Genomic DNA, 24,607 nt, shown 5'->3' on the forward strand with positions numbered 1-24,607 from the left:
CACCTTTCCGGCAGCTCTCTGAAAACGATTTGTCTGCATTTACTTTTTCTTTTCTCAGAATTTGCTTTTACACGACTGGAGCAATTTTAACGCGATTTTTGTTGATTGTCAAGAATTGACTGGAAAAATTTGTCGTTTTTTTGAAAAACCGCATTTTTTTCGGTTTTGGACCTTTTTCTTGCATCTTTTCCATATCTTTTATATAATAATCTGCGGTATCCGAAATATGCAGCCTGATTTTTCATCTCGATCTTCCAACATCAGTCCTGCTTATTCATGAAAGGATGATTTTTATGATAAAAAAACTGATTTCCTTTTTTCAAAAAGATGCAGTGCTTACCGTCTCTTTTTTTCTTGCAGTGCTTTCCTGCTTTTTCTGTCCTCCCGGTCCACAGTATCTTGGCTATCTGGATTTTCATACTCTGATCCTGCTGTTCTGTCTGATGCTGATTGTCGCGGGTCTGCGGGAATGTGGCGTATTTGACTGGCTTGGCACCAGTCTTCTCCGGCATGTAAACTCAGAACGGATGGTTGCTCTGCTTCTGATTTCCCTGTGCTTTTTCTGCAGCATGCTGATTACCAATGATGTCGCTCTGATTACCTTTGTTCCGTTTGGCATTCTGCTTCTGCGAATGTGCCATATGGAGCAGAAAAAAATACTTCTTGTCACCTTTATGACCATGGCTGCAAACCTTGGCAGTATGTTTACTCCTATCGGCAATCCGCAGAACCTTTATCTGTATTCGCTTTCCGGACTTTCCCTTTTGCATTTTCTGCTTATGATGCTGCCTTATACTCTGGGTGCTGCAGTTCTTTTTCTGATCTGCATTTTTCTGTTTTTCTCCGGAAAGAAAATTTCCGTTTCCCTGGAGAAAAAAGCGATTACTCATCCGCGGCAAATCGCAGTTTTTGCAGCTCTTTTTTTCTGCTGTATTCTTACGGTTGCCAAACTTCTCCCGCATAGTATTCTGCTTCTGATCACGATTGCCGGGATCTGCCTGGTGAACCGCAGCCTTTACCGCAGAGCAGACTACTCTCTTTTGTTCACTTTTGTGTTTTTCTTTCTTTTTATTGGAAACATGAAACAAATGGCAGCGCTTCGTATTTATCTGGAACAGATGATTACCGGACACGAACGGCTTCTTTCCGTCCTCACAAGCCAGATCATCAGCAATGTTCCTGCCGCCATGCTGCTTTCCGGATATACAAAAGAAATCCCGGAACTGATTGTAGGAACCAACCTCGGCGGCCTCGGGACTTTAATTGCATCTATGGCAAGCCTGATCTCCTATCGCCAGATTACGGCCGCAGACGCTTCCTGCCGCAAAAAATATATCCTGGTTTTTACTGTTTTCAATCTTGTTTTTCTTGCTATTTTGTATCAGATACGCTAAAATAAAAAGAAGATCCGGCTGTACGGGTCTTTTTTCACGGCATTTTATACCGTCTCATGATTACTGTACTTAGCATTTTATATTGAAAAAGAAAGGGTTTCATTTATGAAGATAGATCTCAGAAACGTTCCGGATGCCGAGGTTTCCGGTATTGATCTTGCAAATATTGACATTACTGTTCCGGCGCCGGAGACAGAACCGCAGCGTCAGTATTACTTTATGGCACTTTTAAAACAGCAGCTCGTACCGGAGCGTGCAAAACAAAACGGAAAAGAGTATCTGACTGCCTGCATCACAACCTTCGGCTGCCAGATGAACGCCCGAGATTCCGAAAAGCTGGAGGGAATTCTGGAAACCGTCGGCTACCACATTGTGGAGACCGAAGATGCCGATTTTGTTGTTTACAACACCTGTACCGTCCGTGAAAACGCAAATCTGCGTGTCTACGGTCGCCTTGGACAGCTTGGCAAGTACAAAAAGAAAAATCCGGGCATGATTATTTCCCTCTGCGGATGCATGATGCAGGAGCCGCTTGTTGTCGAAAAACTCAAAAAAAGCTACCATTTCGTCAACCTGATTTTCGGAACGCATAATATCTACCGCTTTGCCGAGTATCTTGTCCGCTGCATGACAGAGGACCGCATGGTGATCGATATCTGGAAAGATACCGACAAAATCGTGGAAAATCTCCCGGTTGACCGCAAATATCCGTTCAAGTCGGGTGTTAATATTATGTTCGGCTGCAATAACTTCTGCAGCTACTGTATCGTACCGTATGTGCGCGGCCGCGAACGCAGCCGGAAGCCGGAGGAAATCATCGCAGAGATCAAACGCCTCGTTGCAGACGGCGTTGTTGAAATCATGCTGCTTGGTCAGAATGTCAATTCCTACGGAAAGAATCTCGAGGAGCCGATGACGTTTGCACAGCTTCTGCGCAAGGCAAATCAGATTGAAGGGCTGAAACGCATCCGTTTCATGACCTCACATCCGAAGGATCTCTCGGAAGAACTGATCGATGCAATGCGCGACTGCGAGAAGGTCTGCCTCCATCTTCATCTTCCGCTCCAGTCCGGAAGCAGCCGTATCTTAAAACTGATGAACCGCCGTTATACCAAAGAGCAGTATCTTGACCTGGTAGACCGAATCCGCGCAAAAGTGCCGGATATTTCTCTGACAACAGATATTATCGTTGGTTTCCCTGGTGAGACCGAAGAAGATTTTCTGGAAACACTGGATGTGGTCCGCCGCGTTCGTTACGACAGCGCGTTTACCTTCCAGTATTCCAGAAGAACCGGAACACCGGCAGCTGCCATGGAAGACCAGATCCCGGCGGATGTTGTAAAAGACCGTTTTGACCGTCTTCTTGCCGAGGTCCAGGAAATTTCCCGCGAGGTAACCGCAAGACATCTTCATACCGTACAGGAAGTTCTGGTGGAAAGTATCAATGAGCAGGACGCTTCTCTTGTCACCGGCCGTATGAGCAACAATACGCTGGTTCATTTCCCGGGAGATGCTTCGATGATCGGAACGCTGCAGAACGTTTCCCTGGACGAATGCCGCGGCTTCTACTATATGGGAACGCTTGTTTAACCAAAAGACCCTGCCCGCACAGTTTTTCAGTCTTTGAAAAGACTATGTTACAAAGCTGTGCAGGCAGGGTTTTTACATATAACTTCTCCTTTTATCCTCTCACATCTGGAGTTTTCCCGGAGAGCCGCCTCTGATAAAAAAAGTAGGTAATCATAAGCATAACTCCAGCTCCGACCCATGCGGAAATTTCTGCGAATGCCACTCCGCGGAACGCAAGGCGCGGTTCTAAAAGCAGCACAACCATGACGCGCATGGCAACCTCCACAATCCCGGACACCATCGGCAGAACTGTTTTTCCCATTCCCTGGCAGGCGTTTCGGAAGACAAACAGCCCGCCAAGGGCGAACAGGGCAACTCCGGTAACCGGCAGAAAGATACAGGTATAGGAAATGACTGTCGCATCATTCAGCATCAGGGATGCCAGAAACTTCGGGCAGAAAATTTCCAGTGCTGCAAAAGGAAGATTGACAAGGACAGAAAGCACGACACCTGCCCTGACTCCCTGTTTGATCCGGTCGTATTTTCCGGCTCCATAATTTTGTCCTGTAAAAGTCAGAAGTGCAAGTCCAAGTGTTATACCCGGCTGCTCGAACAGACCGCACACCTTCATACATGCAGCATAAGCCGCGACATAAGCCGTTCCCATCTGATTGACAAAAACCTGAAGGACCATACCGCCCACCGCAGTTACAGAATTCATCACAGCTACCGGCAGGCCTTTTCCAACGAGTGCGCCAAGAAGTACACCATCTGCCCTCCAGTCTGTTTTCCGCGGAAGCAGTTCTGCGGCGCGCCGGATATATACCAGACAGTAAAGGGCAGAAACCACCTGCGCCAGAACCGTTGCAAGCGCCGCTCCAAACACGCCCATGCCAAACGGAAATACAAATAGAAGATCCAGCACAATATTGACCACCGACGAAACGATCATAGAAGCCAGCGGCACTTTACTGTTTCCGACGGACCGGAGCAGCGTCATGGCAAAGTTATTAAAAATGGTAACGGTACTGCCCGCCAGAATGGTTCCAAAATAAACCAGAGTGTCTGTCATCATATCCTCCGGTGTCTGGAGAAAGACAAACAGACGGCGCATCCAAAACAGACTGCCCACCGTAATTACAATTCCAATGGCAAGGCAGATATAAACCGACATCGCAATTTCTTTCCGCAGTTTTTCGATATCATTCGCTCCAAAGGAGTGGGAAATACAGATCCCAAGTCCTCCGGTAAGCCCCATGGCAAAGCCGAGAATCAAAAAATGTACCGAACTGGTATTTCCAACCGCTGCCAGGGCCACATCTCCGATCCCCTTTCCAACGACCATGGAATCCACAAAGCTGTAAAGCTGCTGAAAAAGATTTCCGATCAGAATCGGCAGGAAAAACTGAAAAATCAGCTTCATGCTGTTGCCCTGCGTCATATCATTTGTTGTTTTTTGCATGATGATAATCTTGTAACCTTTCCTTTCTTCATTCCTTCTTGCAAATCATATAAAATCACTATATACTAAAAGAAGTTTGTTTCCATCCACAGTCAGTATGGAACATCCACTACGAACGAAAAGTGAGACATCTATGAATAACTTATATGAATATATCGACCCCATCGCCTCTCCTTATGAGGCTTTTCTTTTTGACAGCACGCGGGACTCCCTTCCGATTCCTGCTCACTGGCACTATTATGTAGAACTTCTCTACGTTCTGAAAGGAGAAATTGAGGTTTCCCTTGATAATGTGACATCCATCGGAACGGAAGGATCCGTGATCCTTTTTCCGCCCAAATGCGTTCATTCCATCGCGCTTGCAAAAGGGTCTGTTCCGGTGCAGTATGATGTGATTAAATTTGACCCCAATCTTCTGCCCACCTGCAAGACGGATGAGCTGGATCTGCGTTCGATTCTGCACGGCCTCCACACGTTCCGCTGCCCCTGTATTTTTTCTCCGGAGCAGGTACGGAAAATGGACCTTTTTCCTCTTTTTTCGGATATTCTTAAGGAATACCGGGATAAAGAGCTTGGCTATTCCATGATTCTTACAGCGGATCTTCGGAAAATCATCAGCCGTTTTGTACGGAATTGGCAGAAAAGCGGGACTTCTTTTCCGTCTCCCGGCGTGCATCCTTCCTACGAAATCAGTTTTGACCTGATTTCCGAATACATTGATTCCCATTATTTTGAAGAACTGACCGTAGAGAAACTTGCCGCCATGTGCAACATGTCGCACTCCACATTTTCCATGAATTTTTACCGCCGCTACAATATGACCTGCAAAGAATATATTACGGCAACCAGAATCAATGCGGCAGAAAACATGCTGCTTTTTTCCAGTCACGATGTTTCTTTTATTGCCAGAGAAGTCGGCTATCCGGACTGCAGCTATTTCATCCGGTGTTATAAAAAAATAAAAGGAATCACACCGAAACAGGCCAGAAAAATGCAGGCAGAAAAAAATAAATAACGTTATTTTGCAGAAAAGGGCACGCATTCATTTTGCGTGCCCTTTTTCCATGCCTTATCGTTCTGCTGTCTCGTATACGCTTCGTACGCGGTATGCGCCCGATACGCCGGTTCCCTTGGCGGTAAAGTCTGCGGTCGGCAGAATACGGAAGGTCTTTGTTCCTGCTTCCATATCAACGAAGTTATCGTCCAGGCGAAGCACACCGTTTTCGGTCTCTACGCTGACAGATTTTGCGAAGTTCTCTGCCGTTACAGTTACGGTATCGCCGTCTACCGATACAGAAAGTTTCGGATCTGCGAAATGGTAATGCTTCGGTGCACAGAACAGCGTCGATCCGGAAGATACGACGTTTCCATCGACAACCAGCTCATACGTCAGATGAACTTCCAGCGGATCCTGACCGTTGAAATCAAGATGCGGCATCCACTGTCCGCCGTAGGCCGGTGCGTTGACCTCGAAGGTTCCCTCTTTGACTACGGAAGAATCCGGACGGCGCAGAGACCATTTTACGGTTCCAACAATCGGCTCACCCGTCTCATTCGCAACGTGAAGGTCTGCACTGACATCGATTGGATGCGGCAGGGTGTTGACAAACGGTTTCTGATCGATCTCTCCATGCTCCTCACAGGAAAGCAGAATCGGTGCGAACATCTTCTTCTCTGCGTACTGCAGGGCTTTCCAGTTTCCGTAGTAATCGACGCTTGCCCAGGATGCTACCGGCCAGATATCGTTCAGCTGCCATACAACAGCACCCATGCAGGTACCACGGAAGCGGCGGAAATGCTCTACGCCGTAACGGATGGCATCTGCCTGAAGAAGCTGTGAGCAGTAAAGAAGCTCATCGAAATTCTTCGGATACAGATAGGTCTGTGAGATATAGTTCAGGATCTTTCCGTTGGCAGCCGTATTTCTCTGGTGCATTTCCATGACGCGTGAGAAGATGTTGCGGTCGCCGTCTTCCGTAAACCGTTTTACAGTCTGCAGGGACGGGAAGGACTGGAATCCGAACTCGGACAGGAAACGGTAATGGTGGGAACGATAAGCGGTAAACGGCTCGCTTCCGTGCCATACGCCCCAGTAATGGGTATCGCCGACATTTTCCGCATTGCTGTTTTCGTAATTTCCACCTGAAGACGGGGATGACGGCCAGTAGAATTTCTCCGGATCCTCTTCTTTGACGATTTTCGGAATGATGTACTCATACAGATGGATATAATCGTAATACTGTTTCTTGGATTTCGGCCATGCCAGCATTTCATACTGTGTCTCCATCTCATTGTTTCCGCACCACAGAGCAATGCTTGCATGAGAACGAAGTCTGCGTACATTCTGACGGATTTCTGTGGAGATATTCTCCTCAAAATGATCTGACAGCTCATAGGAAGCGCAGGCAAACATGAAGTCATGCCAGATCAGAAGTCCTCTCTCATCGCAGACATCATAGAAGAAGTCATCGAGGAAGTATCCGCCGCCCCATATACGCAGGGAATTGAAGTTTGCTTCCTGTGCAGATTTTAACAGCAGATCGGTACGTTCTCTCGTCTGGCGGGTTAAAATATTATCCTCCGGAATGTAATCCGCGCCCATCGCGAAAATCTGCAGTCCGTTGATTTCATATGCAAAGTTGCGGCCTTTTACCGTCTTTGCTGCTTTATCGGTGATAATTACTTTCTTCTCACCGTTTGTCATAACCATGTTGTCGCCGTCGTCGTAATCTGGTGCCTGTCCGGTCATGTGCTCATCATAAACTTCATCTTCCATCGGATCGGTATTGACCGTGATGGTGCGAAGACCCATTTTTTTCTCCCAGGTATCCAGGGTATCCTCTGCAACAAGCGCTACCTTTACCTGATACAGTGCCTGTGCGCCGTAACCGTTCGGCCACCACAGCTCCGGATTTTCTACGGTAAGAGAAGCCTGTACATGGTTGCTGCGAAGCTCACACGTAAGACCAGTCAGATTCTTTGCCGGTGCTGAATGGGTCAGCGGATCGATGCTGCCGCTTTCTGCGGTCAGAACGGTTTTTCCATCCGGAGAAGTAACCGTCATGACAATTTTTACATTTCCGTTGGTAACTCCCGGCATCCACTCGATCTCAGCATCTGCCGTCAGGCGAACAGAATCAACAACGTTTCCGTGAACCGTTTTTCCGGTTACGTGATGCTCCTGGCCTACAAATACCTGCGCCAGACGGGCTGTTTTTACTGCGAGAACGGAAGCTTCACGGAACAGTCCTGCATCTGGAAGACGCGGGCCCCAGTCCCAGCCGTACATGCACGCTGCTTTACGGATATGCGGGAATCCCGGCATTGCATCGGAGGATCCGCCAACCGGGCATTTTGTATCTTCTTCCGCAATGAATTTGGTCGGGGAATGCAGAATCACTTTTACCTGATATACGGTATCGGCTGCATCACCTGCAACAAGATCGGTAATATCGTACTCCCAGACACGGTTCATGTTGTCTGCGGAGCCGATTTTCTCTCCGTTCAAATAAACATCCGCGATCGTATCAATTCCGTCGAAATGTAAAAACAGGCGGTCCGCTTTTCTGTCTTCCTCTCCGATCACGATTTCTGTCTCGTATGCGAAATCGTTCTCCATCAGTTTCAGTGCGTCGAGTTCATTGTCACGATAAAACGGATCCGGGATCAGACCTTTTTCCAGAAGTGTGCCGTAAACGGTAGACGGAACCTTTGTCTCAATTGGAGTCTCCGGAATATCGTAAACATTTTTTCCAAGGACCGTTAAGGTCCAGTTGTCTTTCAGACATATTGTATGCATTACAGTATGTCCCCCTTTCTTACATAGTTTCTGCTTCTTCGCGTAGTTTCACCACGCTTTTTCCTTCTTCCTATCTTACTTCTTTTGTACAGAAAATGGTACAAAAAAGCTCTTGAAAAATAGGAAAAATCTCCAAATGCACAAAAATTTTCGCAAAAACAGGAAAACAGTGAGACAAATTCTCAATCATCACTTTGACAGATTTGGAAAATGTGATAGAATAAAAACGTTGGCATCCCATTTAAAAATGTCGACATTATTTTTCGAAAAGAAAGATGAGGAAAAAACTATGATACCAGAAAGATTAGCTGCTCTCCGCGAAAAAATGAGAGCATACGGCGTGGACGCTTATCTGGTTCCGACCGCCGATTATCATGAATCCGAATATGTAGGAACTTACTTTAAAGCAAGAACGTATATTACCGGTTTTACCGGTTCTGCCGGAACTGCTGTGATTACGCAGGACGAAGCGTGCCTCTGGACCGATGGCCGCTACTTCGTACAGGCAGCCAAAGAACTTGCCGGAACCGGCGTTACCTTAATGAAAATGGGCCAGGAAGGCGTTCCGACGGTAGAGGAATACCTGGCGGCAAATACAAAAGAGGGCATGACCATTGGTTTTGACGGCCGCGTTGTCAATGAAATGCTCGGCGAAGCACTGGAGAAAACACTTCCGGAGCGTTTTCTTTCCTATCGAAGCGACCTGATCGGTGAGATCTGGTCGGACCGCCCGGCACTTTCCGCAGAACCCGTGTGGATCCTTGATGCAAAATATACCGGTGAATCCGCTGCGGAGCGTCTTGCAAAAGTACGCGAAAAGATGAAAGAGAACGGTGCCGAAGTGCATATTCTGACTGCACTGGATGATATCGCCTGGATGCTGAATATCCGTGGAAACGATATTCCATGCAACCCGGTTGTTCTCTCCTATCTCGTACTGACAGAAACCGAGAGTCATCTGTTCATTCAGGAAGAAACCTTAAATGAGAAAGTAAAACAGTATCTTGCTGATCTTGGCATTTCCCTTCATCCATACGATGCTGTTTATGATTTTGTTTCCGGCATCACAGGAAAAACCATTCTTCTGGAAAAAGCCAAAGTCAACTACACGATCTGCCAGAGTGTCATGGGCAGCAATACGATTGTCAATGTCATGAACCCGGCTTCTTCTTTAAAAGCAGTCAAAACACCGGTTGAGATGGAAAACATCCGAAAAGCCCACATCAAAGACGGCGTTGCCGTTACCCGTTTCGTATACTGGTTAAAGAAGAATATCGGTAAGATCCCAATGGATGAGGTTTCCGTTGCTGAAAAACTGGAATCCTTCCGGAAGGAGCAGGAAGGCTTTATTGAGCCAAGTTTCGGAACGATTTCCGCTTACGGCCCGAATGCTGCTATGTGCCATTATCAGGCAACGAAAGACAATTTCTCTGTTCTGCAGCCAAAAGGCATGTACCTAGTGGACTCCGGCGGACAGTATTATGAGGGAACGACCGATATTACCAGAACAATCGTAGTTGGACCGCTGACCGAGGAAGAAAAAGAACATTTCACCATCACTGCGATGGGAACCCTTCGTCTTGGAAATGCAAAATTCCTCCACGGCTGCATCGGTATCAACCTTGATTACCTTGCAAGACAGGCATTCTGGGAGAGAGGTCTTGACTTCAATCACGGAACCGGCCACGGTGTCGGTTATCTTTTAAATGTACATGAGCGTCCAAACGGTTTCCGCTGGAAAATGGTTCCGGAGCGGATGGAAAACGCCGTTCTTGAGGAGGGCATGCTTACTTCCGATGAACCGGGTATCTATATCGAAGGAAGCCACGGCATCCGTACTGAGAACCTGATGCTCTGCCGCAAAGCAGAAAAGAACATGTACGGCCAGTTCATGTGCTTTGAGTTCGTTACCATGGTTCCGATCGATCTTGACGGTATTGACACACAGTATATGACCGAAAAAGATGTGGAACTGCTGAACAACTACCACAAAGAAGTATATGAAAAGATTTCTCCTTATCTAGAAGGAGACGAAAAAGAGTGGCTGAAAGAAGCCACCCGCCCGATTTCCAAATAAGATGCAAAAACGCTGTTCTGTGTTTTGATGATACAGAACAGCGTTTTTTATTATAATACTTTCGATAAAAACTCTTTGAGCCGGGGATGCTGCGGATTTGCGAAGAACTCCTGCGGCGTATTCTCCTCCTGAATATTTCCCTCGTTGATAAAGATCACGCGGGTTGCCACTTCTCTTGCAAAACCCATTTCATGTGTTACGACAACCATCGTCATGCCTGATTCAGCAAGTTCCTTCATAATTTCAAGAACCTCCCCTACCATTTCCGGGTCGAGTGCGGAGGTCGGCTCGTCAAACAGCATGACATCCGGGTTCATCGCAAGGGCGCGTGCAATGGCGATTCGCTGTTTCTGACCGCCGGAAAGGCTTCCCGGGTAAGCATCTGCTTTATCCGGCAGTCCAACGCGGTTTAAGAGCTCCAACGCTTTTTTCGCTGCTTCTTCCGGTGTCATCAGCTTTAATGTCACCGGGGCGAGCATGATATTTTCCTTGACGGTTTTATGCGGAAACAGGTTGAACTGCTGAAATACCATTCCAATTCTCTGTCGTACATGGTCAATATCGGTTTCCGGCGCCGTGATGTCAACGCCCTCGAAATAAATTTTTCCGCCGGTTGGAATTTCCAGACGGTTTAAGGAACGCAGAAAGGTCGATTTTCCGGAACCGGAAGGACCGATGACAGCGACAACCTCTCCCTGATGGATCTCTGTACTGATCCCGTCCAGAACCTTATTATCCTCGAAGCTCTTCTGCAGATTTTCAACTTTGATTAATACTTTTTCATTAGTGGTCACTCTTACGCAGTCTCCTTTCCAGTTTTCCCATGAAATAGGTCAGAATCATAACAAGAATCAGATAAAAAATCGCTGCGGAAAGAAGCGGAACCAGTGCATCGTACGTACGGCTCTGTACCAGGGTCGCTGCCTTTGTAATATCAATGGTTCCGATATAGCCGATGATGGCAGTCTCTTTTAACAGCACGATCATCTCATTAATCAGCGCCGGAAGAACATTTTTAAACGCCTGCGGAATGATGATGAGACGCATGGTCTGTGCAGAATTTAAGCCAAGGCTTCGTCCTGCTTCCGTCTGTCCTTTGTCCACAGACATAATTCCGGAACGGAAAATCTCAGCAACGTATGCACCGGAATTGATACCAAATGCGATTCCGCCGATCACGATATTGTTCAGGTTTACGGTTGCAAAAATAACCGAATAGAAAAACAGGATCTGAATCATGGACGGCGTTCCGCGGATGATCGTCAGATAGACGCGCGCAACGATGTTCAGAAGTTTTAATTTACCGGTCTGCTCGTGTGTCGAGCGGATCAGTGCGATAAGAAGTCCGAGCACAACACCGATGCACAGCGCAAGCACCGTGACAAGCAGTGTCGTCTTCAGACCGGTCAGCCACCATTCTGTAGCACCATTGTCTACAAAGTAGCGGTTGAACTGATGATGTAAATTTTCCATATGACACATCTCTCCTTTGTGTTTTTAACTGCGGGATCTGCAACCGGCAGTTTCCTTACAGCGCAATCGAAAAACGAACGGCCGCGCCTTTTGTCTGGCGGACAGCCGCTCGTTTCTATCCCCTGATTCCAGATTGCCCCGTACTTCGTACTCTCGCAGTCCTTATCACTATGTTATTACTTTCTGACGATGACAACCTGTGTTGCATCTGCATAAGTATCCGTGAAATCAACGCTTTCTTCCCGTTCTGGAGTAACGGTCATTCCGGCTGCGCCGAAGTCTGCTTTTCCACTGTTGACAGATGCAAGGATGGTTTCAAATGACATATCCTCGATTTTCAGCTCATAACCAAGCTTGTCGCAGATTGCCTTGGAAATGTCGGCATCGATACCAACGATATCATTTCCCTCTTTGTACTCCCACGGCTCGAACTCAGCGTTGGTTGCCATGGTAAGCGTTCCGTTGGAACGGTCCACGTCTGCCGGGGACTCATACGGATGCTGGCCGACTTCATCACCAATGTAGTTGCTCATGATCTCATCAAGAGTTCCGTCCTCTTTCAGCTCTGCCAATGCAGTGTTGAACTCGTCTCTTAACTCATTTCCTTTTTTGAAGCACATCGCGTACTCTTCGGTATCAAAAATGCCTTCTACAATTTTCAGATCATCGTTTGCTGCAACGAATTTTTCTGCCGGCAGGGAATCGATGACAACACAGTCAATCTTTCCGTTTTTCAGTGCCTGAATAGCATCGGCGCCTTTGTTGTAACGCTGCATCTGGGAATCTGCATTAACGGCATCGCTCGCCTGAGAATCACCTGTTGTTCCGGTCTGTACACCAATCTTCAGATCTGCCAGATCCTCTACGGATGTTACTTCTACTTTCTTTGCGGTAGATGCAGAACTTCCGCAGCCTGCCATCGAAACAGCAAACAAAACGGACATTGCAAGTGCTGTTGCTTTTTTTGCAAAATTCATTTTCATAATAATCTCCTTCTCTCCTCATGTAATGTATATTTATTCACTTTCCCTTATTATAACAGCATCTTTCTGAAATGCAAGGAAAAACGGAAAAAAAGCAACAGAAATACAAAAGACAGCCCGGGGGTTCTTCCATGGCTGTCTTTCCGTTTTTGTATTCAGTCCGTATTTTTTCCGTCTGCTGCTGTGCAGCGCAGGATCCGCTGAATGCTCTTTTCCGATAAAGCATATTCCTCTGAGAGTTCGGAAACTCTGCTTCCGTTTTGATGTTTCTCGCAAATTTCCCGGCACCGGATGCTCCTTTGCCCATTCCTAGGCTTCCACACTGCTCCCGAAGAGCTTTAAGGCTTCCATCCCTTCCAGTCCCTCTGTATTTGTTCGTCGTCTACACAAATGATGTTCATCTGGTATCTCTCCTGCCTTGTCCTGTTCTAATTGCTTTTCATCCATTCTTCATAAATGGAGGCACTGTATCCCTGTTTCTTTTTACTCTGATACATTGCCCGGTCCGCCTTTCTGTACAGCTGGTCAAAAGAAACTTCTTCCGATGCCTCGCAGAAACAGGCACCCAGGCTGATTTCTATCTGCTTCCCCTTCATTTCCGCAATCGTAATCTGGCTGATGTTATAAAAAAGTCTTTCGAAAAATCTCTCTGCCGCCGCTTTCTCCCGCATTTCCGGCATAAAGACTGCAAACTCGTCACCCCCGAGGCGCAGAACTACGTCCTTGTCCCGGCAGGATTTCTGCATCGTCTCTGCAACGGCGATAATAACCTTATCCCCTGTCGAGTGTCCATACGTATCGTTGATTGTTTTGAATTTGTCACAATCAATCAGGCAAAGCAGACCTCCTGTTTTTTCCTGCAGCAGATGGGAAATCTGTCTTTCCCCGCTTCCACGGTTATACAATCCCGTCATAAGATCCGTCTGTGCCAGATAAATCAAGCGGTTCTCACGTTTTTTCTCTTCTTCGATACACTCAATACAAAACAGCACATGCAGAAGCCTTCCATTTTCATCGTAATCAACAGGAATGAATCTGCTCCGGCACCAGCCTGTTTTTTTATCGATAAATTCGTGTATGATACTGTTTTTTCCGGCGAGCCGCTCTTCCAGCGTATTGAGATCGATAAATGCAGCAGTTTCTTCCAGTTGTGATTCCATGCACATTTTCTCTGCCATGCACTTCGCATGCCCGCCAAAATCGTCTATGATCTCATATTCCCCCATTTGGGCTGCACTCTGCGATGTTGTCTTTACAATATGATATTTCTGCGTCTGCACATTAATATAAAAATTGCTGCAAGGGCAATCCATTCAGCAAGATCTATCACATTCAAACCAGATAGTTACTCACATACACAATACCTCTTTCCAGACTCCCCGGACTTCCGCGGAATGCCCACGCTGCGGCATCACTTGCCAGCAGAACAGCACAGGAAAGCTGCATCAGAAGCATCCGGTATTTTTTCTTTTTCTGATCCATATCCCTGCTCAAAACCATACAGAGGGCCGCAATATTTGTTTTGTTCTTCCTAAAACAGCAAAAGAAAACCCTCTCATACCGCCTTTCTCTGCGTATATGAGAGGGTTCCTGTTCTTACGCCTGTCCCAGTACGTGGTCGGAAATTCTTCCGTAGACGGAGATCAGGTAAAGGCCGCAGATGCCGACAACCGCGTAGATGATGCGGCTCAGCCACGTCATGTTTCCGAAGATCAGGGCGACGAGGTCGAGGCGGAAGAATCCGATCAAGCCCCAGTTGACGGCTCCGATGATTGTAACGGTGAGTGCGGTGTAATCCAGTCCTTTCATGTAAAGAAACCTCCTTTTTCCGGATTTTGTATCGTCTTTTTATCTCTTCCGGTTTCTTTATAAAGAATTTCCCAAAAGGAGGCAGATTATGCATTTTCTTTGATTTTTCGGGCTGAAAAATGGAGACCATTTCCAGGCCTCCATTCGTGCAATTCTGTTTTCTTTATTCAGACAGCAGCTTCTGCAGCAGCTCTCCTGCTGCTGCCGGGTTGGCTTTGCCTTTCATTTCTTTCATGACCTGCCCGACCAGAAATCCGAGGACTTTTGTCTTTCCGGATTTGTACTGCTCTACCGGGCCAGGGTTGTTTTCCAGAACTTTTCTCGCAGTTTCTTCCAGAAGGCCGGTGTCGTTTACGGTTTTCAGTCCGTGCTCCTCGACGTATGCTTCCGGATCGACATCCTCTGCAAAGATCTGCTCAAATACCTCTTTTGCCACCTGGTTGTTGACCGATCCGGCTTCTGCCAGTTCGATCAGGGATGCCAGATGCTTCGGTGAAAACTGCAGATCCTCCGGCTCCTGGCCGTTCTCCTTTAAGAGACGTAAGGTCTCGCCCATCAGCCAGTTTGCCACTTTTTTCGGTTTGCCGCAGAGCGCCGTCGTCTCCTCAAAGAGATCGGACAGCTTCTTGGAACCGGTCAGAATGCCCGCATCGTACTGCGGCAGCCCGTACTGCTCCACGTAGCGTGCCTGTTTTTCCGGCTGGAATTCCGGCATGGATTTCACAATGCGGTCGATCCACTCGTCGTAAATGTGCACCGGCGGCAGATCCGGGTCCGGGAAGTAGCGGTAATCCTTCGCATCCTCTTTCGAACGCATCGCGTAGGAATACTCTTTGTTGTCGTCCCAGCGGCGGGTCTCCTGGACAACGGCTTTTCCTTCCTCGATCAGCTCGATCTGTCTTGCACGCTCTCCCTCGATCGCTCTTCCGATTGCCTTAAAGGAGTTCAGGTTCTTCATCTCGGTACGTGTTCCGAATTTCTCACTTCCAACCTCACGGACCGAAAGGTTGACATCGGCACGCATCGAGCCCTCCTGCAGTTTGCAGTCGGATGCGCCGAGATACTGAATCATCATACGCAGTTTTTCCAGATAAGCGATAACCTCTTCCGCAGAGCGCATATCCGGCTCAGATACAATCTCGATCAGCGGAACGCCGCTTCGGTTGTAGTCGACGAGCGAGCAATCCTCCCACTCATCGTGGATCAGCTTTCCGGCATCCTCCTCCATGTGGATCTCATGAATGCCGATTTTCTTCTTTCCCGCTGCGGTGTCAATCTCGACATATCCATCGTGGCAGATCGGCAGATACAGCTGGGAAATCTGATAGTTCTGCGGGTTGTCCGGGTAGAAATAGTTCTTCCGGTCGAATTTGCAGAGCTGGTTGATTTTGCAGTTTGCAGCCAGTCCGACGCGCAGGGCGTAATCGACAACCTTCTTATTTAATACCGGAAGGGATCCCGGCATACCAGTGCAGACCGGGCAGGTGTGGGTGTTCGGCGCACCGCCGAATGCGGTAGAGCAGCCGCAGAAAATTTTTGTTCTCGTCGCAAGCTCCACATGTACTTCAAGTCCGATGACGGTTTCATACTGTTTTGACATTGTTTTGCTTCCTCCTTACCATTTTTCTGGCTGCCCGAATGCACCGCGTACCTGCTCATAGGTGTATGCTGCACGGAACAGTTTTTTCTCTGAGAAACAGTCTCCGATAAGCTGCATGCCGATCGGAAGCCCCTTGTCATCCATGCCGCACGGAACGGTGATGCCCGGAAGGCCGGCGAGGTTGACGGATACGGTGTAAATATCGCCCAGATACATCTGCAGCGGATCGGAAAGCGATTCCCCGAGACGCGGTGCGGTCGATGGTGCTGCCGGGCTTAAAATCATATCGTATTTTTCAAATGCGCGGTCAAACTCTTTTTTAATCAGGGCTTTCGTGCGCAGTGCTTTCAGATAATACGCATCGTAGTAACCGGAGCTTAAGACGAAGCTTCCCAGCATAATCCGTCGTTTCACCTCCGGACCGAAGCCCTCAGAACGGCTCTTCTTATACATATCGTGGAGTCCTTCGTACTCTTTGGCACGGAAGCCGTATTTCACGCCGTCGAAGCGTTCCAGGTTGGAGCTTGCCTCAGCGGATGCAATAACGTAGTAAGCCGGAATGGCATAATCAATGAGGTCGAGATCGAAATACTCTACTTCTGCTCCGCGTGCCTTCAGGACATCGGCAGCTTTTAAAATGGATCCCTTCACCTGCGGATCCAGGCCTTCGCCGAAGCAGCTGTTCGGAATACCGATTTTCAGATCGGAGACATCTTCTTTTAAAGCGCTCATGAAATCGTAATCGTCGCGTTTCATCGATGTCGCATCTTTTGCATCATACGAAGCGACCGTCTGCAGCAGTGCTGCACAGTCTGTCACATCCTTTGCGACCGGTCCGATCTGGTCGAGGGAGGAACCATAAGCGATCAGTCCGTAACGGGAAACGGTGCCGTACGTCGGTTTCATGCCGGTTACGCCGCAGAAGGAACTCGGCTGACGGATCGATCCGCCGGTATCGGAGCCAAGTGCCATCGGTACTTCTCCTGCTGCAACGGCTGCGCAGGAACCGCCGGAGGAACCGCCTGGAACGTGTTCGGTGTTCCATGGATTTTTCGTCACGCCGTACGCGGAAGTCTCTGTCGTACTTCCCATCGCAAACTCATCCATGTTTGTCTTTCCGATGATAACGGCTCCCGCCTCTTCGAGCCGTGTGATAACCTCTGCATCGTACGTCGGAACAAAGTTCTGCAGGATCTTTGACGCACACGTCGTCGCAAGACCTTTCGTACAGATGTTGTCCTTGACCGCAATCGGAACGCCGGCCAGCGGACCGGTGAGCTCTCCTGCGTCAATTTTCTTCTGCACTTCTGCCGCGCGTGCTCTTGCACCCTCTTCATCCACAAGAAGGAATGCGTGAATTGATTCTTCCGATGCTTTGACTGCCGCAAGAGACGCTTCTACAGCGTCCGCTACAGTGATCTTTCCTTCTTTGATTGCGGCAGAAAGCTGTACTGCTGTCATATCTTTGATTTCCATATCAATCTCCTCCTGCTATTCTACCGTTTTCGGAACCTTGTACTGGCCCTCTTTGACTTCCGGTGCATTGGCAAGCATTGCATCGCGGTCGTCGCCATTGGTTACTTCATCCTCGCGGAATACATTTCCCATCTCGAAAATGTGGGTCATCGGCTCGACCTTGCTGGTGTCGAGCTCGTTTAATTTATCTACATAATCCAGCATTTTCTGCATATCCTGCCGTGCGGATTCTTTTTCCTCATCCTTTAATTCCAGCTTTGCCAGGATGCCGACATATTCCATCGTTTCATCTGAAATCACATTTGCCATTTCACTCATTCTCCTTTTTTATTTTCCAGCAGGATCCGCTTACGGCTCCAGTCTTGTAAGATCACGCGGGAACAGCGTTGTCTCGCGGACGTTGTCCTCACCGATCAGCTTCATGGTCAGACGCTCCAGACCGATGCCAAGACCTCCGTGCGGCGGCATACCGTGTTTGAAAGCACTCAAGTACTGCTCCATGCCCTCTTCTGTCATGCCGCGGGCTGCGATCTTTTCAGAGAGCATCTTGTAATCGTGGATACGCTGGCCTCCGGTTGTAATCTCCAGACCGTGGAACAGCAGGTCGAAGCTCTTTGTGTATCTCTTATCCTCCGGGTCGTCCATCGCATAGAACGGTCTCTTTTTCGACGGATATTCGGTGACGAATACGAAGTCTGCGTCGTACTCCTCTTTGAAATACTGGCCGATCAGAAGCTCCTCCTCTGGCTCAAGGTCGAACGGGTTGCGGATCTTTCGGTTGTATTTCTCGGCTACTAGCTCTTTCGCTTTCGTGAACGGTACAGTTGGGATTTCTTCTGTCTTTGGAAGCATAACTTTCAGGATCTCCAGCTCTTTTGCGTAATCCTTTTTAAGAAGCTCCACCATGTACTGTAAAAATCCGGTTTCCATTGCCATGATGTCGGTGTAATCCTCGATGTAGCCCATCTCAAAGTCAAGGCTGGTATACTCGTTCAGATGACGTTTCGTGTTGTGTTTCTCTGCACGGAAAACCGGTCCAACTTCAAAGACACGGTCAAACACGCCGACGAGCATCTGTTTGTAGAACTGCGGGCTCTGTGCCAGGACAGCCGGGCGGTGGAAATATTCCAGCTTGAAGATGTTTGCGCCGCCCTCAGCGCCTTTCGCGCCGATCTTCGGTGTATGGATTTCGGTGAATCCCTGGGAATGAAGGAAATCACGGAACGCCCGTACCACGCCTTCCTGGATGCGGAATTTTGCACGCTCTCTGACGTTTCGAAGAGCGATCGGCCGCATGTTCAGCATTGCTTCAAGGGAGGTGTTCATTTTCCATTTGTTGACTGCGAGCGGCATTGGCTCGGTCGGCTCGGAAAGAACGGTGATGGTCTGCAGCCTGACTTCGACGCCGCCCGGTGCGCGGTCCTCTTTTTTGACCGTTCCGGTTACGGCAACTGCCGATTCCTCTTTCAGATCTTTCAGCGGGAAGTCAACGCTTCCTTCTTCGTACACACACTGAACGAGTCCCTCGCTCTTTCTTAAGATGACAAAGGCAACCTCGCCCATGTCACGGATGATGTGTACGGCTCCTTCGAGTTTTACTTCTGTGCCTTCCGGTGTCTCCAGCAGAGTTTTTACGGAGATGTCTTCTTTTTTCTTTACGCCTGTCATAAATCCCATGTCTTGTTCTCCTCTCTTTCTCGCCTGTCCCGGATTGCTTTTTCAAATAAAAAAGTCCCGGAACAGTTTTTTAACTACTGTTCCGGGACGGGATATTTTATGTTCCCGCGGTACCACCCGCATTGCGTTTTTCTCTCCGGTTTTCCGGGGGAAAACGCCCACTCATTTATACTTAACGCGTATCACGGATCTGCCTACTTGATTTCCTGTTCGGATCTCATGTTCAGCAGACCGGCTCCGGAATGTTCCCCATTGTATGTTTCCTCCATGCTGATGCTCTCAGTCGGTGACATCGGCTTCCTGTCAGATTCCGCATACGGAGTTTCCTTCACTGCCTTTTTCATACTGTGCATTATAGCACAGCAGTTTTGCATTTGTAAACACCTAATTTTTACGGATTTCATATAAATTCTAATGCATTTTTCATGAATTTTATCTATACAAAATTATTTTTTCGCGTGTTTATAAAATTGCGCAGAAATTCCGTTTTATTGGTATTTCGCACACAATTTACAGTTTTTTGATTCTCTCCACTGCCTCTACTGTATTCTCATACGTACCGAATGCAGTCAGACGGAAGTAGCCTTCTCCGCTCGGGCCGAAGCCTGATCCTGGTGTTCCGACTACGTTTGCGTCTGCAAGCAGGTGATCAAAGAACTCCCAGGAAGTCATATTTCCCGGTGTTTTCAGCCAAATATACGGAGCGTTGACGCCGCCGGATACGGTGTAGCCTGCGCCCTTTAATCCGTCGTAGATGACTTTTGCGTTCTTCATGTAGTAAGCAACCTGCTCTTTTAACTGTGCTTTTCCTTCCGGAGAGTAAACAGCCTCGCCGGCTCTCTGGATGATGTACGGAGCTCCGTTGTATTTCGTTCCGTGACGGCGTGCCCACAGGCTGTGCAGAGTCATATCGCCGGATTTGATGTCTTTCGGGATAACGGTGAATCCAAGACGCATACCGGTAAAGCCTGCGTTCTTGGAGAAGCTGCGCATTTCGATGGCACATGTTCTTGCACCCTCGCACTCATAGATGGAATGCGGAATGTCTTTTTCTGAGATATATGCCTCGTATGCAGCATCATACAGGATGATGGCTCCTACTTTATTTGCATAATCAACCCATTTCTGCAGCTCGGCTTTGGAAACCATAGCGCCGGTCGGGTTGTTCGGGAAGCACAGATAAATCAGATCCGGGGTTTCTTTCGGGAGATCCGGAGTGAAGTTGTTTTCTGCGGTACACGGCATGTAAATCACATTCGTGAAACGCTCGGTTGCTGCGTCGTAGTCACCGGCACGGCCTGCCATTACGTTGGAGTCTACATAAACCGGATAAACCGGGTCGCATACAGCGATCTTGTTGTCCAGGCTGAAGATCTCCTGAATGTTGCTGCAGTCGCATTTTGCGCCGTCCGATACAAAAATTTCATCAGATGAGATATCGCATCCTCTGTCCTGATAATCATTTTTTGCGATGGTATCGCGAAGGAAAGCATATCCAAGATCTGGTGCATATCCGTGGAAGGTCTCTGCGTGTCCCATCTCATCCACTGCTCCGTGCAGCTTTTCAATGATCGCCGGTGCGATCGGCTGGGTTACGTCGCCGATTCCAAGACGGATGATTTTCGCGTCCGGATTTGCCTCGGTGTAAGCTGCAACTTTTTTTGCAATGGTGGAAAACAGATAGCTTCCCGGCAATTTCAGATAATTGTCATTGATTTTGAACATTATTATGTCGCTCCTTTTCACTTTTTCTTACTCTGTCAAAAGCGTCAGCACCATCTGTGCCGTTTCAACCAGATTGGTGCCGCTGTCCATGCTGCATTTCTGCATGTAGCGATGGGCCTCCGACTCGGTCATGTGATTTCGTTCGATCAGAAGGCTTTTTGCACGATCGATGATGTGCTGTTCCTCGGCGCTGCGCACCTTGGGCTTTGCACGCTCTTTCTTTCTGCGCCGTGCCGCACTCTGCAGCATCATCTCCAGTGTATTGACCAGCTCGTACACGGAAAGCGGCATCGTAACCGCCATGATTCCGGTTCCCTCCACCGCACTTAATGCGCGGCTCGATGCAATCAGAAGCATCTGGAAGCCGGACGGCATACACTCATTCAGATCCGTAAAAAACATATCCGGGAGCTTGTAGCCGCAGATGACGATACCGCCGTTTAAGTTGTTCATCTCTCCGAGCGCCGCTGCCGCTGTCGAACAGACAGCATCGATTTCATATCCTCTTTTTGCCAGAATATCCCGGATGCGCTTTCCATCTTCTATTTTGGGAAGTACTATCACTATGCTGCTCATGCATTTTCAGGCCCCTTCGTCGTCTAAATACGGTACAGATATTTCTCGGTCTCCCAGTCGGATACCTGGCGGAGATACTCATGCCACTCTTCTTCTTTGGCATTGATATATCCATCCACAAATTCCTGGCCGAGTACCTGACACAGAAAATCGTCTTTCTTTAACTCTGCGACCGCTTCTCCAAGGCTTCCCGGGAGAAGGGTGATCTGCATCGCGTTTCGTTCTTCTTCTGTCAGATCGGAAATATTGCGGTCCACCGGGGACGGCGGAACGATTTTCTGTTTGATACCGTCAAGTCCTGCTGCCATGCAGACAGCAAGTGCCAGGTACGGATTGGCTGCCGAATCCGGGCATCGAAGCTCAATGGCCATGATACCGTCTCCCGTCAGCGGAATGCGGATCAGCGGGCTTCTGTTCTTTGCAGACCATGCCACGTAGATCGGTGCACCGTATCCCGGTGTCAGACGTTTGTAGGAATTTACAAGCGGATTGGTAATCGCTGCGATTCCGCTGATGTGTTTCATCAGTCCGCCCATAAAGTAATATGCCTCTTTGCTGAGCCCGTATTCATCGGATTTGTCGGCAAACACATCTTTTCCCTCCTGAAACAGGGAGAAGGAAAGATGAAGACCCGATCCGTGAACTCCGGTTTTTGGTTTTGGCATAAAGGTTGCGTGAAGGCCATGACGTTTTGCAATCGTACGGATAGCAAATTTGGCAGTCATCAGCTGATCTGCCGTCCGAAGTGCTGCAGCCGGACAGAAATCCAGTTCGTGCTGGCCTGCCGCTACCTCGTGGAAGGAAGACTCAACGTCGATTCCCATTTCTTCGAGGGTCAGCACCATATCGCGCCGCGCGTTTTCTCCCAGGTCCAGCGGTCCAAGATCCAGATAACCGCCTTTGTCGTGCGTTACACTCGTTGCTCCGCCGTCCTCATCGGTGTGGAACAGGAAAAATTCACACTCCGGTGAGATTTCAAACTCATAGCCCATCGCTTTCGCTTCGGAAATTACCTTCTGAAGGATGGTTCGGGAACTCTTTGCATAAAGATTCCCCTCTCTATCATACACATCACAGATCAATCTTGCAACCTTTCCTTGCTGCGGACGCCACGGAAGTATTGCAAAGGTGTCGAGATCCGGGTGCAGAAACATGTCTGCTTCCTTGATGGTGACAAATCCTTCGAACGAAGAGCCATCGAAAACGCACTGATTATTCAGGGCTTTTTCCAGCTGTCCGGCGGTGATGGCCATATTTTTCATCATTCCAAACATATCGGTAAACTGCAGGCGGATAAATTCAACATCTTCTTCCTCCGCCATCTGAAGGATCGCTTCCTTCGTATACTTTGCCATATCGATTCTCTCCTTTATCAAAGACGATTCTAAACGAAAAGGGTGCTTTCACGCGGCAGGGCAGAAAGACACCTTGCGTAAAAACACCCTTGTTTTGGGCATATTATAGCAGTTTTTCGCGTGTTTTGTCAAGAAAAACTTAGAGATTCGTGTATCCCATCAGGGATTCATCGACTGCCTTTGCTGCCTCGCGTCCCTCGCGGATCGCCCATACGACCAGGGACTGGCCGCGGTGCATATCGCCTGCGGTGAAGACATTTTCTTTTGTTGTCTGGTATTTTCCGTCATCTGTCTTCACGTTGGTGCGCTGGTTGACTTCCACTTTAAATGCATCGGTCACATATTTCTGGGATCCTAAAAAACCTGCTGCAATAAGAACGAGATCTGCCGGGAGAATCTCTTCGGTTCCCTCAACCGGAACCATCATCATGCGGCCGGATTTCTCATCTTTTTTCGGTGTCAGTTTTACGGTCTTGATCTGGCAGACTTCACCTTTTTTGTTTTTGATAAATTCCGTTACGGTTGTCTGGTAAATCCGCGGATCATGGCCGAATACGGCGATTGCCTCTTCCTGGCCGTAATCCGTCTTGCAGATCTTCGGCCACTCCGGCCACGGATTGTTCTCGGCACGCTGATCCGGTGCTTTCGGCATCATCTCAAGCTGTGTCACAGATTTGGCACCGAGACGGATGGAAGTTCCGACACAGTCATTACCGGTGTCGCCGCCTCCGATGACAACAACGTGTTTGCCCTTGGCATCGATGTAGGCATGATCCTCAAAATTGGAATCCAGAAGACTCTTCGTTACGGAAGTCAGGAAATCGACAGCAAAGTAGATGCCCTTTGCATCTCTTCCCTCTGCCTTGATATCTCTTGGATTTGCCGCACCGCAGCAGAGCAGGACACGGTCAAATTCTTTTAAGAGTTTGTCAGCTTTTACATCTTTTCCGATATCAGCATTCGTCACAAACTCGATGCCCTCGGCCTTCATCAGATCCACACGGCGGTCGATGACGCTCTTATCGAGTTTCATGTTCGGAATACCGTAGCGTAAAAGTCCGCCCACGCGGTCGCGGCGTTCAAAGACCGTAACAGAATGGCCGCGGCGGTTGAGCTGCATCGCTGCTGCAAGGCCGGAAGGACCGCTTCCTACAACGGCAACGCGTTTTCCGGTGCGCACTTTCGGCGGCTGCGGCGTAATCAGGCCGGTTGCCCATGCGTTTTCGATGATCGCGCGTTCATTTTCCTTCGTGCAGACCGGGTCTCCGTTTACGTTGCATGTACAGGCTGCTTCGCAGAGTGCCGGGCAGACACGGGAGGTAAATTCCGGAAAACAGTTTGTCTTGGTGAGGCGGCGGTGTGCCTGCTCATAGTTTCCAAGATACACAAGGTCATTCCACTCCGGAACGAGGTTCTGCAGCGGACAGCCGGAGGCCATTCCCGCAATCATGGTTCCCGCCTGGCAGAACGGTACACCGCATGCCATACAGCGGGCAGCCTGCATCTGCTGTTCCTTTTTCGGGAGCTGCAGATGAAATTCCTTAAAGTTTTTGATACGCTCAAGCGGGGCAACGGTGTTTCCCGTCTTGCGCTGATATTCCATAAATCCAGTTGGCTTACCCATAATTCTTC

General features: G+C 48.5%; 21 protein-coding genes and 1 other annotated feature (1 of these 22 only partly in view). Of the genes, 4 read left to right on the forward strand and 17 right to left on the reverse strand.

Annotation, left to right across the window (positions count from 1 at the left end; all coding sequences use genetic code 11):
* Positions 1-65: a binding site (T-box leader), on the reverse strand; it reaches 208 nt to the left of the window's first position.
* 228 nt (positions 66-293) lie between these two features.
* Together PGS38_RS13735 and miaB are read left to right on the forward strand one after the other, a co-directional pair.
* Positions 294-1,394: an SLC13 family permease gene (locus PGS38_RS13735; protein WP_118594488.1), complete on the forward strand. Its 1,101-nt coding sequence runs from the start codon at positions 294-296 to the stop codon at positions 1,392-1,394.
* A 105-nt stretch (positions 1,395-1,499) separates the two neighbouring features.
* Positions 1,500-2,984, forward strand: coding sequence for a tRNA (N6-isopentenyl adenosine(37)-C2)-methylthiotransferase MiaB (gene miaB / locus PGS38_RS13740; protein WP_118594489.1), 1,485 nt, complete (start codon positions 1,500-1,502; stop codon positions 2,982-2,984).
* 91 nt (positions 2,985-3,075) lie between these two features.
* Here the strand turns inward: miaB and PGS38_RS13745 are convergent, their stop codons facing one another.
* A complete protein-coding gene (locus PGS38_RS13745; protein WP_117805371.1) occupies positions 3,076-4,425 on the reverse strand; it encodes an MATE family efflux transporter in 1,350 nt (449 codons plus the stop codon).
* A 133-nt stretch (positions 4,426-4,558) separates the two neighbouring features.
* Between PGS38_RS13745 and PGS38_RS13750 the strand changes: the two genes are divergently transcribed.
* Positions 4,559-5,440, forward strand: coding sequence for an AraC family transcriptional regulator (locus PGS38_RS13750; RefSeq protein WP_158565949.1), 882 nt, complete (start codon positions 4,559-4,561; stop codon positions 5,438-5,440).
* A 54-nt stretch (positions 5,441-5,494) separates the two neighbouring features.
* Here the strand turns inward: PGS38_RS13750 and PGS38_RS13755 are convergent, their stop codons facing one another.
* Positions 5,495-8,224: a beta-mannosidase gene (locus PGS38_RS13755; protein ID WP_118594490.1), complete on the reverse strand. Its 2,730-nt coding sequence runs from the start codon at positions 8,222-8,224 to the stop codon at positions 5,495-5,497.
* Positions 8,225-8,513: 289 nt separating this feature from the next.
* On the opposite strand from PGS38_RS13755, the gene PGS38_RS13760 reads away from it, so the two are divergent.
* A complete protein-coding gene (locus PGS38_RS13760) occupies positions 8,514-10,301 on the forward strand; it encodes an aminopeptidase P family protein (protein ID WP_117805378.1) in 1,788 nt (595 codons plus the stop codon).
* 50 nt (positions 10,302-10,351) lie between these two features.
* Here PGS38_RS13760 and PGS38_RS13765 read toward each other — a convergent pair whose 3' ends face one another.
* The 15 genes from PGS38_RS13765 to PGS38_RS13835 form a co-directional block, all read right to left on the reverse strand.
* Positions 10,352-11,095, reverse strand: coding sequence for an amino acid ABC transporter ATP-binding protein (locus PGS38_RS13765; RefSeq protein ID WP_118594491.1), 744 nt, complete (start codon positions 11,093-11,095; stop codon positions 10,352-10,354).
* Positions 11,085-11,774, reverse strand: a complete 690-nt coding sequence (locus PGS38_RS13770; protein ID WP_117762276.1) for an amino acid ABC transporter permease — start codon at positions 11,772-11,774, stop codon at positions 11,085-11,087. The genes PGS38_RS13765 and PGS38_RS13770 overlap by 11 nt, the downstream gene beginning before the upstream one ends.
* A 176-nt stretch (positions 11,775-11,950) precedes the next feature.
* Positions 11,951-12,751 (reverse strand): transporter substrate-binding domain-containing protein, encoded by an 801-nt coding sequence (locus PGS38_RS13775; RefSeq protein WP_330411495.1) that lies wholly within the window; start codon positions 12,749-12,751, stop codon positions 11,951-11,953.
* 434 nt (positions 12,752-13,185) lie between these two features.
* A complete protein-coding gene (locus PGS38_RS13780; protein ID WP_243037557.1) occupies positions 13,186-13,983 on the reverse strand; it encodes a GGDEF domain-containing protein in 798 nt (265 codons plus the stop codon).
* Between the two features lie 106 nt (positions 13,984-14,089).
* Complete coding sequence (locus tag PGS38_RS13785; RefSeq protein WP_158568563.1) at positions 14,090-14,239, reverse strand: hypothetical protein; 150 nt, start codon at positions 14,237-14,239, stop codon at positions 14,090-14,092.
* A 114-nt stretch (positions 14,240-14,353) separates the two neighbouring features.
* Positions 14,354-14,566: a DUF378 domain-containing protein gene (locus tag PGS38_RS13790; protein ID WP_118750547.1), complete on the reverse strand. Its 213-nt coding sequence runs from the start codon at positions 14,564-14,566 to the stop codon at positions 14,354-14,356.
* A 163-nt stretch (positions 14,567-14,729) separates the two neighbouring features.
* Entirely contained in the window at positions 14,730-16,166 is a 1,437-nt protein-coding gene (gatB, locus tag PGS38_RS13795; protein WP_118750548.1) for an Asp-tRNA(Asn)/Glu-tRNA(Gln) amidotransferase subunit GatB, read from the reverse strand.
* 15 nt (positions 16,167-16,181) lie between these two features.
* Positions 16,182-17,642 (reverse strand): Asp-tRNA(Asn)/Glu-tRNA(Gln) amidotransferase subunit GatA, encoded by a 1,461-nt coding sequence (gatA, locus tag PGS38_RS13800; protein ID WP_118750549.1) that lies wholly within the window; start codon positions 17,640-17,642, stop codon positions 16,182-16,184.
* Between the two features lie 15 nt (positions 17,643-17,657).
* On the reverse strand, positions 17,658-17,951 hold the full coding sequence (gatC, locus tag PGS38_RS13805) for an Asp-tRNA(Asn)/Glu-tRNA(Gln) amidotransferase subunit GatC (protein WP_022462350.1): 294 nt from the start codon (positions 17,949-17,951) through the stop codon (positions 17,658-17,660).
* 39 nt (positions 17,952-17,990) lie between these two features.
* A complete protein-coding gene (aspS, locus tag PGS38_RS13810; RefSeq protein ID WP_270476380.1) occupies positions 17,991-19,319 on the reverse strand; it encodes an aspartate--tRNA(Asn) ligase in 1,329 nt (442 codons plus the stop codon).
* A gap of 194 nt (positions 19,320-19,513) precedes the next feature.
* Positions 19,514-19,663 carry a hypothetical protein gene (locus PGS38_RS13815; RefSeq protein ID WP_158555021.1) on the reverse strand — a complete coding sequence of 50 codons (150 nt, stop codon included), beginning with the start codon at positions 19,661-19,663 and terminating at the stop codon, positions 19,514-19,516.
* A gap of 166 nt (positions 19,664-19,829) precedes the next feature.
* Positions 19,830-21,044 carry an LL-diaminopimelate aminotransferase gene (locus PGS38_RS13820; protein ID WP_118750550.1) on the reverse strand — a complete coding sequence of 405 codons (1,215 nt, stop codon included), beginning with the start codon at positions 21,042-21,044 and terminating at the stop codon, positions 19,830-19,832.
* 27 nt (positions 21,045-21,071) lie between these two features.
* Positions 21,072-21,620: an ANTAR domain-containing response regulator gene (locus PGS38_RS13825; protein WP_022462354.1), complete on the reverse strand. Its 549-nt coding sequence runs from the start codon at positions 21,618-21,620 to the stop codon at positions 21,072-21,074.
* Between the two features lie 23 nt (positions 21,621-21,643).
* On the reverse strand, positions 21,644-22,975 hold the full coding sequence (gene glnA / locus PGS38_RS13830; protein WP_270476381.1) for a type I glutamate--ammonia ligase: 1,332 nt from the start codon (positions 22,973-22,975) through the stop codon (positions 21,644-21,646).
* Between the two features lie 139 nt (positions 22,976-23,114).
* Complete coding sequence (locus tag PGS38_RS13835; protein WP_118750551.1) at positions 23,115-24,599, reverse strand: glutamate synthase subunit beta; 1,485 nt, start codon at positions 24,597-24,599, stop codon at positions 23,115-23,117.
* Positions 24,600-24,607: the final 8 nt, after the last annotated feature.

This window comes from Fusicatenibacter saccharivorans, assembly GCF_027667425.1.
Classification (GTDB): Bacteria; Bacillota; Clostridia; order Lachnospirales; family Lachnospiraceae; genus Fusicatenibacter; species Fusicatenibacter saccharivorans.